The organism is Algiphilus sp. (assembly GCF_023145115.1).
Lineage (GTDB): Bacteria > Pseudomonadota > Gammaproteobacteria > Nevskiales > Nevskiaceae > Algiphilus.
The window spans coordinates 40,072-56,290 of record NZ_JAGLEJ010000042.1; the positions used below are offsets into that span (position 1 = coordinate 40,072).

Consider the following 16,219-nt stretch of genomic DNA (forward strand, 5'->3'; position numbering starts at 1 on the left):
AGATCTTGACAGATATTCGAACCAGCCTAATTTGATCGAGTGGCAGCATCTCTTAAAATAAATCCAATAAAGTACAGGGCATTATCTGTCGCAGTGACAAATGCCATGCCACCACTATCGTAGAATCTATTTTCTATGCCGAGTTCAGCACCATTCGGTGCCATAACAGCCCAAAAAAGCAACTGTATGCCGCTAAGCCACCCCCATGATCTTATGATAGAACGCGCATTAACAGACTGCCCTGTTTTATATTGAACATAACCACCCACCCCCATCCAAAACCCCACTCCAAATAGCACTCCAATCAGTTCACCCCATGATCTAGGAGTGATTCGGGACATGAATGGCTCCAATGAGAAATCAATTGTGTCACGAAGAAACATCATTACCGGCACTAAAAATATTGCCAGCAACAGCGCCAGCGCATTCTCGGACACAGTCTTGAGCAAGATAGTCTTCATGATTCGCTGCCAAGTTTGATATACATGCGCACTGCTTCTTCAGAAAAAAATGCGAGCTAATGTTCGTGGCAGGCACTGATGGCTTCCGCCTAAACAGGATAGTGAACGTATCAGACCTCACTTACTCCGAATACCGCCGCAATATTCTCGCCTGAATATTGCGACTGCAGCCAGTGGGCAGCGGCACTCGTTGTGCGGTTCTACTCTCCACCCCATACTTTGTAGGCCTCTCGAAGAAAATCCCACCCATAATCCTCAGCGTCCTTGTCAGATTCCTTCTCCCATTCAGCTGGTGGTGGAATAAAGCCACATGACTTACATTTCCCAGTGGCAACCATGCACCGCCCGACACTATGAATTCTACAGCTACAGTCGAACGCTAGTTGCTTGCACTGCGGACACTTCTCGTCAGCATACCCAAAGTGACTCATTTAACTCCTCATATTATCACGAGAAATCTGCGCGATTCCAAGCAATTGTTATTTCTCGCCACGGGCCACAAGGTCTACTACCCAAACGTCATGGTGTGTATTGGCCTTACCATTCTTTCTCAGGCCGTTCAAGAACGAAAGTCGTCGATGCCCTTCCAAGAGATGGTAAGGAGTCTTGAGCGGTTCGCCCGACGGGAAGAGAATTCGCTGACTCCGATTGTCCAGGAATACGGGCGAAGTGTTCCACGTGCCAGCACCAATCATGAAATGCGCCAGCCAGTCTCCTTGGAGCGTTTGAGAACGACGCTCCACATCTTCGAAGTTATCGCAAAAGCTGGGATCCCGGAAAGCAACACGGTCAGGTACGTCCCCCAGACACCACCGTTCGTGGCGAAAGCGGAAATTCTCGAACCCCAGGAACGCATAGCAGTCAGATTCCGCGTTGTGGCGATGCAGCCACTCGATCAACACCTCTTCGGGCCAGTTTTGTAGCAGACCGCCCCGCATTCGTAAGGCATACTCTTCGGGCGGTTCCCTTACCCAGCCGTGCTCATCTCGGAAGGGGTCGAACTGCCGAAGGTACTCTTTAGCGTCGAAAGTCATCGCGCCCTTCGGGCATAACAGTGATAGGACGGCGCCGTCTGCATATCAACGTGACTTGCTTGGGTGGACACACCACGCACGACATCGAAGGCTTCCGTGAGAGACCGAACGCGGCATCCGATGCCCATTCTCTTATTTCAGCCACTTGCGTGGTGACGCTAGTGGCCATCAAAGCCGCGGGTGCGGTGTTACTGAGCGAAATCCGGATATCACCTCATATATTGATATACGCATGCCCTGCCCAGTCCAGTGATACCCCTTCTGGTGCTCCTGATATCACGTCTGGCGAGACATTACCAGCCGGCAATGAGCGAGCGGCGTTTACCGCCCGAGGAATCAGCCGTGCTCAACCCAGAGACAGTGCCCCGCCCGCTCCCGGATCTCGTTGAGTCGCGCATCGTGGTCGGCGCGCTCGTCGTCGCTGGCGCTGACGACGGTCAGCGGGGTGTCGCCGGCGGCATCCACGAGGGCCTGCACTGCAGGGGGCAGCGTGGCGGCCTGCTCGTCGCCCTCGGCGTGCAGGGCGAGGCTTTCCTGGCCGCCGGTGAGGGCGAGGTAGACCTCGGCCAGCAGCTGGGCGTCGAGCAGGGCGCCGTGGAGCTGGCGGTTGGAGTTGTCGACCATGTAGCGCTTGCACAGCGCGTCCAGGCTGTTCTTCTGGCCGGGATGCTTGCGCTTGGCCATCGCCCAGGTGTCGGTGACGGTGCTGATGTCGCCGATGCGCTCGGGCAGGCCCGCGAGGGACAGCTCGTAGTCGAGGAAGCCGACGTCGAAATCGGCGTTGTGGATCAGCAGCTCGTGGCCGCGCAGGAAGTCGAGCAGCTCGGTGACGCGCTCGGCGAAGCGGGGCTTGTCGGCGAGGAAGGCACGCGAGATGCCGTGGACGTTGAAGGCGCCCTCGTCGATGTCGCGCTCGGGGTTCAGGTACCAGTGCAGCGTGTCGACGACGCGGCGCTGCTCCATGACCACGCAGCCGATCTCGATGATGCGGTGGCCCTCGGCGGTTTCCAGGCCGGTGGTCTCGGTATCGAGGACGATCTGGCGGCCGCTGCTCATGCCCGTGCCTCCTGCTGCGCGCGCTCCAGGCCCTGGTTGGCCAGCGCGTCGGCGCGTTCGTTGCCGGGATTGCCGTCGTGGCCGCGCACCCACCGCCAGTCGATGCTGTGGCGCTCGGTGGCGGCGTCCAGGCGCTGCCACAGTTCGCGGTTCTTCACGGGCTTCCTGTCGGCGGTCTTCCAGCCCCGGCGGCGCCAGCCGGCCATCCATTCGGTGATGCCGTTGCGCACGTAGGTGGAGTCGGTATACAGCGTGACGGTGCAGGGCTCGCGCAGCGCCTCGAGCGCGGCGATCGCGGCCATCAGCTCCATGCGGTTGTTGGTGGTGCCGGCCTCGCCGCCGCAGAGCTCCTTCTCGCGACCGCCGTAGTGCAGGATGGCGCCCCACCCGCCCGGGCCGGGATTGCCGCGGCAGGCGCCGTCGGTATAGATCTCCACCGTCTTCATGCCGCCTCGCCATCCTCCCGGTTGCGCCGACTGAAATTGCTGACCACGGCGCCCGGCGCGGGAGCGGCGCGTGGCGCGCGGAGAGGCCGGCGCATCGGCGTCAACGGCAGCACGCGCTTGCGGGCGACCAGTGCGTAGCAGTCGGCCATGGCGCGCCCCACCGGTCCGCGCGTGGCGCCGCGCCACGGCCAGCCGTTGCCGAAGCCGTGATGGGCCTCGACCTCGAAATCGAGCAGATCCAGCCAGTCACGGAGCCGGCCGGGCCGGACCAGTCCGGTGCCGGCGGGCAGGGCGCGTCCGGACATGCCGAGCAGCCGCGGCAGCGCCGCCAGGCCGTGCGGCGACTGGCCCACGACCACGAGGATGCCGCGATCGTTGAGCACGCGGTTGGCCTCGCGCACCAGCCGATGCGGTCGTGCGGAGAATTCCAGCGCGAAGCACAGCACCACCGCATCGACGCTCCCGCTGGCCAGCGGGAGCATGCAGTCGTCCGCCACCAGCTGGCCGTCGCGGTAGGTCCAGGGTGCGCAGCGCACGTGACGCAGGGTGGCGGCCCGTTCGGTGAGGTCGCGCTCGCAGGCGCCGAGCTGCAGGCACCAGCGGCCGAAGACATCGCCCAGCGGCCTGGCGAGGACATCCTCGGCCATGGCTTCCAGGGCATGCCGCCGCGGGCTGTAGCGCCACGCATGACGCGCTCTGGAACGGCGGCGGGCGCGCGCGTCCTCGGCGCGCTGCGCCTTCGACTCATGCGTTTCGCCGATTGACCGGAACGTGGGCATTGCGCAGCATCTTAGTATGAAAGACGCCATTCCACTTCCCGCCTTTCGCGACAACTACCTCTGGGTGTGGCACGCCGACGGTGCCGCCGCGGTGGTCGACCCCGGGGATGCCGCCGTGGTCCGGAAGTGGCTGGACGAGACCGGCCACCGCCTCACCGACATCCTGATCACGCACTGGCACCCCGATCACATCGGCGGCGTCGCCGAACTGGTTTCGGCCACCGGTGCGCGGGTGCTCGGGCCCGCCGCGGAGCAGGACAGGATGCCGCCGCTGGATACGGCACTGGCCGATGGCGACACCATCGAGGTGCTCGGCACGCGCTTCGAGGTGCTGGGCGTGCCTGGGCACACGCTCGGGCACATTGCGTACGCAGCGGACGACTGCGTGTTCTGCGGCGACACCCTCTTCCATATCGGCTGCGGGCGCCTGTTCGAGGGCACCCCCGAACAGATGCACGAATCGCTGGGCCGGCTCGCCGCGCTGCCCGACGACACCACCGTCTACTGCACGCACGAGTACACGCTGGCGAATCTGGCGTTCGCGCTGCGCGTGGAGCCGGACAACGCCGACCTCGAGCGCATCGACGCCGCCGCTCGTGCCGCCCGCGACGCCGACCGTCCGACCCTGCCCACCACCATCGGCGAGCAGAAGCGTGCCAACCCCTTCCTGCGCGCCGACGACCCGGCCGTGGCGGAGGCGGTGTCGCGCGCCACCGGTGAGCGCGTGCAACCGGGCGTGCCCACCTTCGCCGCACTGCGCGCGCTGAAGGACCGGGGCTAGGCAATGGAACGACGCTTTCCGTGCCGCCTCCTCGGCGGCCTGCTCGCCCTGTGCATGGCGACGCCAGCCACCGCCGCACCGGACCTCTGGGACGAGTTCTGCGCCAGCGCCGAAATGCGCGCGGCCGACAATGCAGCGGTGGAGAGCGCCGCCCGCGATCTCACGCGCTCGGAACTGCACTACCAGCGCCTGCTGCACCGGGCCGAGCCCTGGCTGTGGGAAATCCTGCAGCAGGTGCGCACGCGCGGCATGCCGGTGGAGATCGCGGTGCTGCCCGCCATCGAGAGCGGGTTCCGCTCACGGGTGGCGTCGTCGCAGGCGGCGGTCGGGCTATGGCAGATCGTGCCGGCAACCGCGCACCGCTTCGGGCTGCGCACCGGCGGGGCGATGGATCATCGCGCCGACGTGGGCTACAGCACCCGGGCCGCGCTGGACTATCTGGAGTATCTGCAGGAGCGCTTCGTGCACTGGCCGATGGTGCTGGCGGCCTACAACGCCGGCGAGGGCCGCGTGCGCCGCGCGCTGGCCGCCGTCGGCAGCCGCCCCGGCGCCGGCACCACGCGTCGCGAGCTGCGGCTGCCGGCCGAGACCCAGGCCCATTTCCACCGGCTCATGGGCTTCGTGCGCGCCACCTGCAACCCGGATGACTACGGCGTGCAACGGCCCGCCCTGCCCGCGCAGCCGATGATCCGTCCGGTGAACTTCAACCGGCGCGTCAGTCTTGCCGAGCTCGCGCCGCTCATCGGCACCCCGACGAACTACCTGCGCACGCTCAATCCGGCGCTGACCGACGGCCACACCGCGGCATCCGGGCCGCACCGGGTCTGGATTCCGGAGCACCGCGTCGACCACCTGGAGCACAGGCTGGCGCGCCACTCGGATCTGGCGCTGCTCGAATACGGCCTCTATCGGGTGCAACGGGGGGACACGCTGTCGCACATCGCCGTACGGCACGGCACCAGCACGCGCGCGCTGCGCGAAATGAACGCGCTGGCGAGCTCATCCATCCGGGCGGGGGTCGAACTCCGCGTGCCGCTGCACGGCGGGAGTCCGCGAACCGACTTGTAGGAAGTCGCCGCAAGCGGACCGTCACAAGGGGTGCGGCCCGGCAGCTTTGCTACACTCGAAGGGTCGTTGCCCTCGTATCGAAGGCCTACCGGAACGTGATCCAGAACTCTACTGCAGGCGCCATGCTGCGGCTGTTTCTACTGCCTGCTCTCCTGCTGCTGACCGCAACCGGAGCGGGCGCCCAGAATCGGGTCGAGCTCGATCGGCGTGTCGCCGATGCCAAGATGGATCTGCTCCAGAAGGAGGCCGCGGTCCGCCAGCAGGAGCTGGCGCTGCGCTTCCCGGCGTACCTGCGCACCAGCCTCTACGTCGACAAGCGGGCACGCGGCTTCGTGCTGGAGACCCTGCGCGTGCGCGTCGACGGGCGCGAGATCATCGACCGCGACTATCAGCTCGACGAGGCGCGCGCTCTCTCCGACGACGCCATGCAGCGGGTGAGCCGCGTCGCGCTGGAGCCGGGCGAGCACGACATCGTCATCGAGTTCAGCGGCCGCATCATGCAGGCGCGCGACGCCGGCCGGCCGGTCGCCCGGCAGCTCTCCGCCACCTTCACCAAGGGCAGCGAGGCGCTCGACGTCATCATCCCGGTCACCGACGAGTCGAGCCCCGTCGAGCTGCGCCAGATCGCCTACGGCGGCCAGGCCGACGAGGACACCGGCGCCATCACCCGCGTCGAAGCCGGCAGCGCGGAGGACCCGCGCCTGGGGCACGCGCGCTACCTCAACGCCGTCGGCCGCAACTTCGGCGCGCTGGTGGAGCTGCAGCAGATCGACTTCGGCGGCGGCGACGCGCCGCTGCCCGAGAGCTACCGCTGGCTGATGGCCGAGAGCTACCTCGCCTTCGGCATGCTCGAGCCGGCGCGCCGGGCCTTCGCACGCCTGGAACGCGTCACGCCGGACCGCGACCGCCTGGTCGACGGCCTGCTGGAGCTGGCGTCCTTCGAGTACCAGCGCGGCTACCTCTACGAGGCCGTTCAGCGCCTGCGCGCGCTGCGCAACGATGTCCAGGACCGACACCTGCAGCGCTGGCAGGATCTGACCAGCCGTGTGCTGCTGGCACAGGGGCGCTATTCGGAGGCGGCCGACGTGCTGCGCGAGACCGCCGACCGCAGCGAGCACACCCCGTTCATGCGCTACAACCTGGGGATCGCACTGCTGAACTCGGGCGATCTGGCCCAGGGCCGCAGTGCCCTCGACGAGATATCGCAGCGCCGACCCGACGACGACGCCGAGCGCGCGCTGCGCGACAAGGCCAATCTCACGCTGGGCTACCACTTCCTGCGCGAACAGCTCGGTGGCACCGCCAAACCGGTGTTCGAACGCGTGCGCATCGACGGGCCCTTCTCCAACCGGGCGCTGCTCGGCATGGGCTGGGCCGAGCTGGCGCCCGAGGGCGGCCGGCAGGACCGCCAGGAGGTGGGCGATGGCGGCGAGTCCGACGAGTTCCGCGATGTCGCCTCGCTGGGTGTGCTGATCCGTCCGGGCTTCTTCGAGGCCGACATCTACCGACGGCTCGCGAACCGCCCGTTCCGCCGCAGCGGCATCGCCGAGGACGAGGAGGAATCGCTGCTGCGCGCGCTGGTGGTATGGAACGAGCTGGTCAAGCGCGACCCCATGGATGCGGCCGTGCAGGAGGCCATGCTCGCCATCCCCTACGCCCTCGACCGGCTGGGCGACTACGAGCAGGCACTGCAGCGCTACCAGCGCGCGATCTCGGTGTTCGAGGAGGCGCGTGACCGCATCGACGACGGCATCGAATCGGTCGAGGGCGCGCTGATGCTCAACACCATCGTGCGGCGCGACGCCGACGCCCAGTCGGGCTACAACTGGCGCCTGCTCGATCTGCCGGACCTGCCCGAGACCTACTGGCTGAACCGGCTGCTCGCCGAGCACCGCTTCCAGGAGCAGCTCAAGAACTACCGCGACGCCCGCCTGCTGGCCGCCCGCATCAGCGCGCTGCGCAAGAACGTCGGCGCCACCTTCCGCGCCGCGGCCAATCTGCCGCCGCCCCCGCAGTCGGTGGTGGTATCGCGGCGCGCCTCGTCGCTGCAGCGCTCGGATCTCCCGGCGCTGCGTCTGGAGCGCGCCGAACGCCTGACGCTGCAGGGATCACGCAGCGTGCCGCCGGTATCCCATCCCGCCGTGCCGCTGCGCGAGGCCGGCCTGCCGCGCGAGTTCCGCGGCCGGCGCGAAGCGTACTCGGCAGCCGTTTCCGAGCTCGCCACCGCGCAGGACCGCTTCGAGCAGCTTGCCGAGCAGCAGAGCGAATCGGTGCGCGAGCTGGCCATATCGGATCTCGAGGACCAGCGTGCCGTGCTCGAGCAGTACCTGCTGGAAGCCCGCTTCGCGGTCGCGCGCATCTACGACCGCCGCCTGCGCGATCAGACATCCGCCCCATGATCAGAATCCACCACACCCTGACCCTGTCGCTGCTCGCCGGTCTGGTGGCCGGCTGCGCCGCGACCGGGGATTCATCGGACCGCACCATCCGCAGCCTGGAGGATCGCGAGACGCCTCCCGACCAGGACCTGCAGGTGCAGCGCAGCGAGCGCGTGGCACCGAACCCGGAGATGGCGCTGGAGAACTACCGCCAGCTGCTGGAACTGTCCGGGGACGAGGACACCCGCGCCGAGGCCCAGCGCCGCATGGCGGACCTCCAGGTGATGATCGACGATGTCGAGCCCGGGCCGCAGAGCGAGGGCCGACTGATCGAGGCCATCTCGCTCTACCGTAAGCTGCTGCGCACGCGCCCGAACGACCCCGGCAACGACCGCGTCTACTACCAGCTGGCGCGGGCGCAGCAGAACATGGGCCGCGTCGATGAGTCGATCAGCACCCTCGCCGAGCTGGTGCGCGAATTCCCCAACAGCCCCTACGCCGCGGACGGCCGCTTCCGCCGCGCCGAGCTGCTCTTCGCCACCGAGCGCTTCGACGAGGCCGCCGGCGAGTACGAGGAGGTCATCGCGCTCGACCGGCAGACGCCCTTCTTCGAGGCCGCGCAGTACAAGTACGCGTGGACGCTCTACAAGCTTTCGCGCCACGAGGACGCCATCGAGGTGCTGTTCACGATCCTCGATCGCGAGCTCCCCGACGGCGAGCTGCACGACCCCGAGGCCGCGCTGGCGGAAGTGCCACAGGCCAAGCGCGACATGGCGCGCGATGTGCTGCGCGTGACCAGTCTCTCCTATACCGCTCTCGGCGGCGGTCCGGCCGTCAGCGACTCCTTCGCGCGCCGCGGCAAGCCGCGCTTCTTCCCGCTGGTCTACGCCGCGCTGGGCGAGTTCCTGCTGGAGCGCGAGCGCTACACCGATGCCGCCGGCGCCTATCGCGCCTTCGTGGACAGCAATCCCTCGCATGGCCTGGCGCCCGGATTCCAGGTATCGGTGGTGGACAGCTACGAGGCCGGCGGCTTCGATGACCAGGTCATCGCCGAGCAGAAGCGCTACGTCGATACCTACGACCCGCGCGCCGCCTACTGGGGTGGCGATGCCGCCACCGAGACCGTGCTGACGACGCTGCGCGACTATCTCGGCAATCTGTCGTCGTTCTTCCATGCGCGCGCGCAGGAGGACGACCGCGACCCCGAGTGGCCCGCCGCGCAGGCCGACTACCTGACCGCTGCCGGCTGGTACCGCCGCACGCTGGAGATCTTCCCGGACGCCGACGACGCACCCGAGGTGCACTTCCTGCTGGGCGAGACCCTGCTCGCCGGCGGTCGCACGCTGGAGGCCGCCGAAGCCTTCCACGCCACCGCCTACGACTACCCCGCCCACGCGCGCAGCGCCGAGGCCGGTTACGCCGCGGTCCTGGCCTATTACGACGCCGCCGAGGCCGCCACCGAGACCGAGCGGCCCGAAGCGCTGCAGCAGGCGGTGGACGAGAGCCTGCAGTTCGCCGAGCAGTTCCCGGAGCATCCGCAGCGTCTCGCCGTGCTGACGCGCGCGGCCGAGGATCTCTATGCGCTGCAGCGCTACGAGGACGCCATCGCCATTGCGGCACGGGTGCTCAACGACGCCGGCGCAGAGCCCGAGCTGGTGCGCACCGCGCTGGGCGTGCGCGCCGATGCCGAGTTCACGCTGGAGCGCTACGCCGAAGCCGAGACTTCCTACCTCGATCTGCTCGGCATGCAGACGCAGGGCACCGAGGAGGCGGCCCGCGTCGCCAACCAGCTCGCCCTCAGCATCTACCGACAGGGCGAGGCCGAGCAGGCCGCCGGCAACGCGCGCGCCGCGGTCGCGCAGTACCTGCGCATCGGACGCATCACGCCCAACGCCGAGATCCGCGCCGACGCCGAGTACGACGCCGCCGTGCTGCTCGCCGAGCTCGAGGACTGGGCCGGCGCCGCGCGCGTGCTGGAAGGCTTCCAGGCGCGCTATCCGGATCACGAGCTGGCCGCGGACGCCGACAAGCGCCTGGCGACCGCCTACGAGAATGCGGGCCAGCCGACCGCGGCCGCCGGCGCTTATGCGCGCATTGCCGGCCGCGCCACCGAGAGCGCGGAGGTCCGCGAGGAGGCGGCCTGGAAGGCGGCCACGCTGTACGACGCCGGCAACCGCAGCAGCGAGGCGATCACCGGCTTCCGCAACTACCTCGAGCTGGATACGCGCACGGCGACGCGCGTCACCGAGGCCCGGCGCCGCCTGATCGCGCTCAACCGCGGCCGCGACGCGGAGGCCTACCGCTACTGGCTGCGGCAGGCGGCCGGCAATGCCGGCAACAGCGCCGACGCTCAGCTGCTCGCCGCCGAGTCGAGCCTGGCACTCGGCCGCATGGCTGCCGAGACCGCCCGTCAGACCCGGCTGACCCAGCCCCTGCAGGAAAGTCTGGCGGAGCGCCGGACCCACGTGCAGGAAGCGGCCAACCGGCTCAATCGTGCCGCCGGCTACGACTTCAAGGAGATCACCCCCGCCGCCACCCACGAGCTGGCCAAGGTCTATCACGACTTCGCGCGTGCGCTGCTCGATTCGGAGCCGCCGGCGGATCTCGCCGGCGCAGCGCGCGACGAATACCAGCTGCTGCTGGAGGATCAGGCCTTCCCGCTCGAGGAAGAAGCCATCGAACTCTACGAAGCCAACCTGCGGCGCATTCCGCAGGGCATCTGGAACGACGATGTGCGGGCGTCGTGGCAGGCGCTGGAATCGCTGGTGCCGGCGCGCTACGAGCGCCGCCCGCTGCTGGAGGATCGCTATGAAGCGCTGCGCTGAGCTGTTGATCGTGGCCGCCGCGCTGGTTGCAGCGGGCTGCGCTACCGGACCGAAGCGGGCCGAGCCGCTTTCCGAGGGCCGCGACCGCAGCGAGCAGCCCGAACGGCCGACACCGGATCCCGAGGCCGCGGTGGAAGGCACCGTCGAGGAACGCTACGCGCAGGCGCAGGCCTTCCTTGCGAACGAGCAGAACGACGCTGCGCGGCGCGTGCTCACCGCGCTGACCCGCGAACGTACCGACCTGTCGGGCCCGCCCACCAACCTGGGAATCCTGGAAGTGCGCGCGGAGCGCTACCAGGCCGCCGAAACGTGGCTGCGCGAAGCCATCAAGCGCAACCCGGACAACATCATCGCCCGCAACTGGCTGGCGCATGCCCATCGCGAGAATCGCCGCCCGGAAAGCGCCGAGGCAATGTGGCTGGAAGCGCTGGACGTGGATCCCGATTACGTTGCCGCACACGTCAACCTGGGTCGGCTCTACGAGGAAGTCCTCGCCGACCTGCAGGCGGCCGTCCGGCACTACCGCGCGGCCTACGAGGCCAGCGACGGCACCGAGCTGCGCGTGCTGCCGTGGATCGCGCGTCTCGAAGAACGCCTACAGTCGCGTAGTCCCGCCACTGACAGCAACACCGCTGTTGGCGCGGACAATGCATCCCAAGGCGGGTCCGCCCCGTCCCAGCAACCGTGATAGCGCCATGAACCGCACATCGACGACCATCGCCGTTGCCGCCTCCCTCCTGCTTCCCGCCGCGCTGTGGGCGCAGGAAGGGCCCGCGCTCGACACCAGCGGCGGCGGCTTCAGCGCGCAGTCCCAGGAGCAGGCCCCCGAGCCGGCGGCATCCCGGCCGCAGGCGGACGGCGCTGCACCGGCAGTGGATACCGGATCCTCCGGCGGCGGCGGCACCAGCGTGATCGGCGATTCGGAGTCGCCCATCGGGCTGTACATCATCCCGTGGCGGTCGTCGTCGCCGACGCCGCAGATGGATCGCCCCGCCCGTTTCGTGGATGCCACCGAAGAGCCGGTGGACGAAACCCAGTTCCGGCGCTTCGTGGAATACTACGACGCCCTCACGCGGCACCGCGCCGCCCAACAGGGCAATGCCGGCAACACCGGCAACTGAGCCCGCCCTGCCCCCGTTCCAGCCTCAGGAAACGCTTCGCTCATGGATCTATTCAGCATCATCCTCCAGTTTCTCGGCCGCGGTGGTCCCTTCATGTACCCCATCGGCATCGTGCTGGTGCTCGGGCTTGCCATCACGCTGGAGCGCTGGGTCTTCCTGACGCGCGCGCACCGCGAGAACCGCAAGATGTGGGAAGAGCTCCAGGCCATGGTCGGCCGCGGCGAAGTCGAGCAGGCCGGCGAGGTCGCCGCCCGCTCCAACAGCGCGGTCGGCAAGGTCCTCGCCCTCGGCCTGGCGCGCGCCCACGGGCGCAGTTCCCGGCAGGAGATGGAAAGCGCGATGGAGGAGTCGCTGCTCGAGGTGACGCCCTTGCTGGAGAAGCGCACGCACTATCTCGCCACCTTCGCCAACATCGCCACGCTGCTGGGACTGCTGGGCACCATCATCGGCCTCATCCAGGGCTTCTCGGCGGTTGCCAACGTCGATCCGGCCGAGAAGGCCAATCTGCTGTCGGCGTCGATCTCGATCGCGATGAACACCACCGCATTCGGCCTCATGGTGGCGATCCCGCTGCTGCTCCTGCACACCTTCCTGACGACCAAGACCAATGACCTCATCGACAGCCTCGAGATGGCGTCGGTGAAGTTCGTCAACGCGCTCTCCCGCGAGGGATGATTTCCCGGCTGCACAGACGCCGGCGCTCGCCGTCGTCGGAGCTGCAGATCACCGCCTTCATGAATCTGATGGTGGTGCTGGTGCCGTTCCTGCTCATCACGGCAGTGTTCTCGCAGCTCGCCGTGCTGGAGCTGGCACTGCCCGAGCCGGCCAGCCCCGACAGCGAGGAACCGCCGCTGCCCCCCGGACTGCGCATCGAGATCCGTGCCGACGCCACCGTCGTGCTGGACGGCTCGGGCCCGCTGCAGCGGATCCCGCGCACCGGTGACGGTGCCGTGGATGCCGCAGCCGTCGCGGCGCTGCTCGCCGAGGTCAAGTCGCGCATGCCGCAGGAGCAGACCATCACCCTGCTGCTGGAGCCGCAGGTCGCCTACGAGGATCTCGTCCGCGTCATGGACGCGGTCCGCGTCATGCCCGACGACCCCGACGCCCCCATGTTCCCCGACATCGCCATCGGCGAAGCCGCACCGGCGGAGGCATCGTGAACCGTTCGATGAGCTTCCGCGGCAAGCGCCTGGAGCGTCGCGCCGACGAGCAGCGCCGTGGCGGCACGCTCAACCTCGTGTCGCTGATGGACATCTTCACCATCCTGGTGTTCTTCCTGCTGGTGAACTCGTCGGCGGTGGAGGTCCTGCCGGCGCCGCGCGCGATGACCCTGCCGGAGTCCATCGCCGATACCCGGGCGCGCGAGGTAGCGGTGATCATGATCACGCGCGACGAGATCTTCCTGCAGTACAGCGGCAACGTGACACCGGTGGGATCCGCTGCCGAGGCGGCGAACGCCGAGGGTGCCACCCTGCCCGCGCTCCGCGCCGCGCTGCAGCGCGATGTCGACCTGCTTCCCATCGAGGGCGACGAGGAAGGCGGTCGTACCCGCGGCGAGATCAACATCATGGCGGACAAGGAGACCCCCTTCTCCGCGCTGAAGCGGGTGATGGCGACCGCCACGCAGGCCGACTTCGCCAATGTCTCCCTGACGGTGCTGCAGACCCGCGGCGGACAGGGGGGCTCGTGAGCGTCTACGCCCTCAGCCCCGAGCTCGCACGGTACGGCGACGAGTCGGATCGCCGCTTCCGTCGCATCCTGCTGATCCTGCTGATCCCGTTCCTGGTGATGGCGCTGGTCATCCCGTTCCTGCAGATTCCCGGTCTCGAGGAGGGCGGCGGCGACGCCGGCGAAGAGCGCTTCGCGCGCCTCCTCCAGCAGGCGCCGCCGGAACCCGCGCCGGAGCCGGCAGCCCCGGAACCCGAGCCCGAGCCTGAACCGGAGCCTGAACCGGAACCCGAGCCGGAACCGGAACCCGAGGTCGCTGAAGCACCGCCGGAACCCGAGGCACCGCCAGAGCCGTCCCCCGAGGAGCGCGCCCGCGAGGAGGTCCGCGAACGCTTCTCGCGCGATTTCGCCGCACTGAACGATCTGCGCGACAACAGTCTCGCACCGGACAGCGACCGCCAGCTGCGCAGCAGTGACGACGTGCTGCGCGCCCAGGACAGCGGCCGCCGGGGCGGTGGTTCCATCTCCGACTCGGCCCGCGAACGCTCCGGCGGCGCCGCGGCGAATGCACAGACCCGCAGCCGCGAAGGCAGCACCGATATCGGCGAGCGCTCCAGCACCACGATCGCGCGGCAGGCGGGTGCCGGTCCGTCGCGCGAGCGGGTCGGCAGCACCGGCAATCAGCGCACCGCCGGCCGCAGCCTCAACGAGATCCAGCTGGTCTTCGATCGCAACAAGGGCTCGTTCTACACGCTCTACAACCGCGCCCTGCGCCAGGACCCGTCGCTGCGCGGCAAGGTCACGCTGCGCCTGACCATTGCCCCCAATGGCAGCGTCACCAGCGCCAGCATCGTCGATAGCCAGCTCAACAATCCGTCTCTGGAGAGCCGCATCCTCACCCGGGTCCGCACCCTGAACTTCGGGGCCAAGGACGTCGACACGGTGACGATGACCTATCCGATGTACTTCATGCCGAGCTGATTGCAGCCCGCCGCGTTGGCGGGCATGCGGACCACAGACAGGGAGACAGCACCGATGGCCTTTCTCGAGGGCAAGAAAGCACTCATCACCGGCTTTGCCAGCGACCGCTCGATCGCGGCCGGCATCGCGCGCGCAATGCATCGCGAGGGCGCCGAGCTCATCTTCACCTATCAGGGCGACAAGCTCGAGGGCCGCGTCCGAGAGTTCGCACAGTCACTGGGCAGCGACAGCGTCCATGCGCTGGACGTCGCCAGCGACGATGATCTGGCCGCGCTGACCGACGCCATCCGCGCGCGGCACGGCCATCTGGACATCGCCGTGCATTCGATCGGCTTCGCGCCGCGCGACGCGCTCCAGGGCCGCTTCATCGACAACACCTCGCGCGAGGCCTTCGGCATTGCCCAGGACATCTCGGCGTACAGCTTCGCGGCACTCGCGCGGGCGGTGTTGCCGCTGATGGAAGGCCGCCAGGGCGCCATGCTCACGCTCAGCTATCTCGGTGCCGAACGCGCCGTGCCGCGCTACAACGTGATGGGACCGGCAAAAGCGGCGCTCGAGTCGACCATGCGCTATCTCGCGGCCGATCTCGGGCCCGACGGTATCCGCGTCAACGCGATATCGGCCGGACCGATCAAGACCCTGGCCGCAGCCGGCATCAGCGGCTTCCGCAGCATGCTGTCCAAGGCCGAGGGCATGTCCGCCCTCAAGCGCAACGTCACCGCCGACGAGGTCGGCAACGTCGCGGCCTTCCTGTGCTCGGATCTGGCATCCGGCATCACGGGCGAAGTGACCTACGTCGACGCCGGCTTCCGCATGATGGGCTTCGCCGAGGGCGGCGCCGGGGACTGAGCACCTGCCGGCGCGGGCGCCCGATCGCGGCCCCACGCCTCCCCGACCGGCCCGCTTCAGCCCCCGGGCCGGCATGCGCGCGCGGCAGCGCCTCCCGCCTCGCAGCGGCGCAGGCGGACTCGGTGCACAGGTGGCCTGTCGAATCGGGACGTGTCCGATCGACGATGGATCGACAGCAACGGCTGTCCCGTGTCCACCCATCTGGGAGCTACGCCATGCCCGGCAACACCATCCGACTGCACCGCGTCCTGCGCGCCGCGCCCGACAAGGTCTATCGCGCCTTCACCGAACCGGCGGCGCTGGCTCGCTGGTCTCCGCCGCACGGCTTTACCTGCTCCGTGGAGCATGTCGATGCACGCGTCGGCGGCGGCTTCCGCATGGCCTTCACCAACTTCACGACCGGCAACACGCACGCCTTCGGCGGCGAGTATCTGGAACTGGTCCCCGGGCAGCGCCTGCGCTACACCGACCGCTTCGACGATCCCGGCCTGCCCGGTGAGATCGAGGTCACCGTTACCCTGCAGCCGGTGTCCTGCGGCACCGACCTGACGATCGTCCAGGCCGGCGTACCGGAGATCATTCCGCCGGAGATGTGCTACCTGGGCTGGCAGGAATCACTCGAGTATCTGGCGCGACTGGTCGAGCCCGAGATCCCCGATGGCTGAGCCGGCGGGGCAGCACTCGCCGTGCATGGCGCACCGTTCCGATCGCCCGGAGGCACATCGATGAAATACCTGTGCATGGTCTACGTGTCAACGCCGACTGAAAACTG

The 16,219-nt window shown here is 68.1% G+C and carries 17 protein-coding genes; 12 read left to right on the plus strand and 5 right to left on the minus strand.

Annotation, left to right across the window (positions count from 1 at the left end):
• Positions 1 to 26: 26 nt before the first annotated feature.
• The 5 genes from KAH28_RS14995 to KAH28_RS15015 form a co-directional block, all read right to left on the minus strand.
• Positions 27 to 461, minus strand: coding sequence for a hypothetical protein (locus KAH28_RS14995; RefSeq protein WP_290577974.1), 435 nt, complete (start codon positions 459 to 461; stop codon positions 27 to 29).
• A 479-nt stretch (positions 462 to 940) separates the two neighbouring features.
• Positions 941 to 1,495, minus strand: coding sequence for a hypothetical protein (locus KAH28_RS15000; RefSeq protein ID WP_290577975.1), 555 nt, complete (start codon positions 1,493 to 1,495; stop codon positions 941 to 943).
• Between the two features lie 336 nt (positions 1,496 to 1,831).
• Entirely contained in the window at positions 1,832 to 2,551 is a 720-nt protein-coding gene (gene dnaQ, locus KAH28_RS15005; RefSeq protein WP_290577977.1) for a DNA polymerase III subunit epsilon, read from the minus strand.
• A complete protein-coding gene (rnhA, locus tag KAH28_RS15010; protein WP_290577979.1) occupies positions 2,548 to 2,997 on the minus strand; it encodes a ribonuclease HI in 450 nt (149 codons plus the stop codon). Before rnhA ends, dnaQ begins: the two co-directional genes overlap by 4 nt.
• Positions 2,994 to 3,776 (minus strand): methyltransferase domain-containing protein, encoded by a 783-nt coding sequence (locus KAH28_RS15015; RefSeq protein WP_290577981.1) that lies wholly within the window; start codon positions 3,774 to 3,776, stop codon positions 2,994 to 2,996. The genes rnhA and KAH28_RS15015 overlap by 4 nt, the downstream gene beginning before the upstream one ends.
• Before the next feature lie 16 nt (positions 3,777 to 3,792).
• On the opposite strand from KAH28_RS15015, the gene gloB reads away from it, so the two are divergent.
• From gloB to KAH28_RS15075, 12 genes are all read left to right on the plus strand, one after another.
• Entirely contained in the window at positions 3,793 to 4,557 is a 765-nt protein-coding gene (gloB, locus tag KAH28_RS15020) for a hydroxyacylglutathione hydrolase (RefSeq protein WP_290577983.1), read from the plus strand.
• Between the two features lie 3 nt (positions 4,558 to 4,560).
• Positions 4,561 to 5,625, plus strand: coding sequence for a transglycosylase SLT domain-containing protein (locus KAH28_RS15025; protein ID WP_290577985.1), 1,065 nt, complete (start codon positions 4,561 to 4,563; stop codon positions 5,623 to 5,625).
• 122 nt (positions 5,626 to 5,747) lie between these two features.
• Positions 5,748 to 8,024 carry a tetratricopeptide repeat protein gene (locus KAH28_RS15030; RefSeq protein ID WP_290577987.1) on the plus strand — a complete coding sequence of 759 codons (2,277 nt, stop codon included), beginning with the start codon at positions 5,748 to 5,750 and terminating at the stop codon, positions 8,022 to 8,024.
• On the plus strand, positions 8,021 to 10,828 hold the full coding sequence (locus tag KAH28_RS15035; protein WP_290577989.1) for a tetratricopeptide repeat protein: 2,808 nt from the start codon (positions 8,021 to 8,023) through the stop codon (positions 10,826 to 10,828). Before KAH28_RS15030 ends, KAH28_RS15035 begins: the two co-directional genes overlap by 4 nt.
• Positions 10,829 to 10,838: 10 nt before the next feature.
• The gene (locus tag KAH28_RS15040; protein WP_290577991.1) at positions 10,839 to 11,516 is read left to right on the plus strand and encodes a tetratricopeptide repeat protein; all 678 of its coding nucleotides are present in this window, start codon (positions 10,839 to 10,841) and stop codon (positions 11,514 to 11,516) included.
• A 7-nt stretch (positions 11,517 to 11,523) separates the two neighbouring features.
• Positions 11,524 to 11,949, plus strand: a complete 426-nt coding sequence (locus KAH28_RS15045; protein WP_290577993.1) for a hypothetical protein — start codon at positions 11,524 to 11,526, stop codon at positions 11,947 to 11,949.
• A 42-nt stretch (positions 11,950 to 11,991) separates the two neighbouring features.
• Complete coding sequence (locus tag KAH28_RS15050) at positions 11,992 to 12,624, plus strand: MotA/TolQ/ExbB proton channel family protein (protein WP_290577995.1); 633 nt, start codon at positions 11,992 to 11,994, stop codon at positions 12,622 to 12,624.
• A complete protein-coding gene (locus KAH28_RS15055; RefSeq protein ID WP_290577997.1) occupies positions 12,621 to 13,109 on the plus strand; it encodes a biopolymer transporter ExbD in 489 nt (162 codons plus the stop codon). The genes KAH28_RS15050 and KAH28_RS15055 overlap by 4 nt, the downstream gene beginning before the upstream one ends.
• Complete coding sequence (locus KAH28_RS15060) at positions 13,106 to 13,639, plus strand: biopolymer transporter ExbD (RefSeq protein ID WP_290577999.1); 534 nt, start codon at positions 13,106 to 13,108, stop codon at positions 13,637 to 13,639. Before KAH28_RS15055 ends, KAH28_RS15060 begins: the two co-directional genes overlap by 4 nt.
• Positions 13,636 to 14,598, plus strand: coding sequence for an AgmX/PglI C-terminal domain-containing protein (locus tag KAH28_RS15065; protein ID WP_290578001.1), 963 nt, complete (start codon positions 13,636 to 13,638; stop codon positions 14,596 to 14,598). The genes KAH28_RS15060 and KAH28_RS15065 overlap by 4 nt, the downstream gene beginning before the upstream one ends.
• A gap of 54 nt (positions 14,599 to 14,652) precedes the next feature.
• Positions 14,653 to 15,447 carry an enoyl-ACP reductase gene (locus KAH28_RS15070; protein ID WP_290578003.1) on the plus strand — a complete coding sequence of 265 codons (795 nt, stop codon included), beginning with the start codon at positions 14,653 to 14,655 and terminating at the stop codon, positions 15,445 to 15,447.
• Positions 15,448 to 15,662: 215 nt separating this feature from the next.
• Complete coding sequence (locus KAH28_RS15075; protein WP_290578005.1) at positions 15,663 to 16,112, plus strand: SRPBCC family protein; 450 nt, start codon at positions 15,663 to 15,665, stop codon at positions 16,110 to 16,112.
• Positions 16,113 to 16,219: the final 107 nt, after the last annotated feature.